Below are 1,906 nucleotides of genomic sequence, written 5' to 3'. Positions count from 1 at the left end.
TTCGCCGTCACATAGTTAAAATGACCAATCATGCTGGAAGTGGTCATCCAGGAGGATCACTTTCTGCAACAGAACTATTACTAACTCTTTACTATGAACATATGAATGTTGATCCTAACAATCCAGATTGGCAAGACCGTGATTGTTTCTTCCTATCAAAAGGACATTGTACACCTGTGTTTTACTCAGTATTAGCTGAAAAGGGATTCTTCCCGGTTGAAGAGTTAATGACATTCAGGGATGTAGACGGTAGATTGCATGGACATCCATGTGGGGAGCATATCCCAGGTGTAGATATATCTTCAGGATCACTTGGTCAAGGATTATCAGTTGCTAATGGTGTTGGTTTAACTGCAAAACTAGATGGTAGCAATAGAAGATCATATTGCATGATCGGTGATGGAGAATTACAAGAAGGTCAAGTATGGGAAGCAGCGATGACAAGTGCGCATTACAATCTTGATAACGTTTGTGCGATTATCGACTGGAACAAAATCCAACTTGATGATTTCGTTGAAAATGTAAAAGGTGTTAAAAATCTTGGAGATAAATTTAGAGCTTTCGGTTGGCACGTTGTTGAAATTGATGGTCATGATATCAATGCAGTAAATGAAGCGTTTAAAGAAGCTAAACGTACAAAAGGTAAACCTACTGCAATTCTAGCTCATACCGTTAAAGGTAAGGGAGTTTCATTTATGGAAGATACACATGATTGGCATGGAATGGCTCCAAATGATGAGCAATTAGAAATCGCTTTAAAGGAGTTGGCTTAAGATGGAAAATCTAGAAGCACCACGTAAAGGTTTTGCTGATGCACTAATTAGACTTGGAGAAAAACATGATAATTTAGTGGTACTTGATGCGGACTGCGCAAAATCAAATATGACAAATCTATTTAAAAATAGATTTCCAAAACGCTTTTTTAACATCGGTATTTCTGAATGTGATTTAGTAGGAACTGCAGCTGGTATGGCAGTAGCAGGTAAAGTACCATTTGCGAATGCTTATGCAAACTTCCTTACTGGTCGCGCATTTGATCAGATGAGAATTTCTGTATGTTACTCAAATAACAATGTGAAAATTGTCGGTCATAACGCTGGTACTTCAGCTGCTCAAGAAGGAGCAACACATTTACCGTTCGAAGATATTTCTTTAATGCGTTCTCTTCCACGTATGACTGTAATTGTTCCAGCAGACGCTGTTGAAATGGAAAAAGCAGTAGAAGCTGCTTATTACCATGATGGACCTATTTACCTACGTGTTGGAAAATTACCAGTACCGATCGTAACAAAGAAAGAAGAGCCTTTCGAAATCGGTAAAGCAATTAAATATCGTGAAGGGTCTGAAATTACAATTATCAGTACTGGAATTATGCTTGATGAGTCACTAAAAGCAGTAGATGAATTAGAAAAACAAGGTGTAAGCGCTGAACTTTTACACATTCATACAATTAAACCTATTGATAAAGAAGCAATTGTTGCATCTGCTGCGAAAACAAAAAATGTTATCACAGTTGAAGAGCATTCAATTATTGGTGGATTAGGTAGTGCGGTTGCTGAAGTATTATCAGAAAGCCAACCGTCTAAATTAAGAAGAATCGGTATAAATGACCGCTTCGGAGTTTCTGGTAAAATGGATGAATTACTTGACCTCTTTGAATTAAGAGCACACCGTATTGTTTCAACTGCAAATGAACTATTAGGTGAAAAAGTAATTAGATAATCGCCTTTTAGATAAAGAAAGGGGGAGGGTTTTTGTCAAACGTAACCCAATATCCAAATTTAAAAGATACATTAGAAAATCCTCTCTTCTCTAAATCCGATGATAGCCTACGAGCTAAAATCAAAGATCATTTAAAACAAACAAAACATAAGTTTATCGTTTTAGATGATGATCCAACTGGTGT

At 37.0% G+C, this 1,906-nt stretch carries 2 protein-coding genes; both read left to right on the top strand.

All coding sequences use genetic code 11. The features are described from left to right. The coding region (locus tag ACFFIX_RS27675) for a transketolase (RefSeq protein WP_378939871.1) at window positions 1-773 on the top strand (773 nt) is incomplete at its 5' end. 1 nt (window position 774) lies between these two features. After that, window positions 775-1,722 carry a transketolase family protein gene (locus ACFFIX_RS27670; protein ID WP_378939869.1) on the top strand — a complete coding sequence of 316 codons (948 nt, stop codon included), beginning with the start codon at window positions 775-777 and terminating at the stop codon, window positions 1,720-1,722. The last annotated feature ends 184 nt before the right edge of the window (window positions 1,723-1,906 follow it).

It is taken from the genome of Metabacillus herbersteinensis (assembly GCF_042433335.1).
In the GTDB taxonomy this organism is placed as follows: Bacteria; Bacillota; Bacilli; order Bacillales; family Bacillaceae; genus Metabacillus; species Metabacillus herbersteinensis.
This window is presented reverse-complemented; position numbering and strand designations above follow the sequence as displayed.

What these genes read in the sequence shown, in the direction of transcription:
- ACFFIX_RS27670 (WP_378939869.1), top strand. Translation starts at nt 775, where the DNA reads ATGGAAAATCTAGAAGCACCACGTAAAGGTTTTGCTGATGCACTAATT.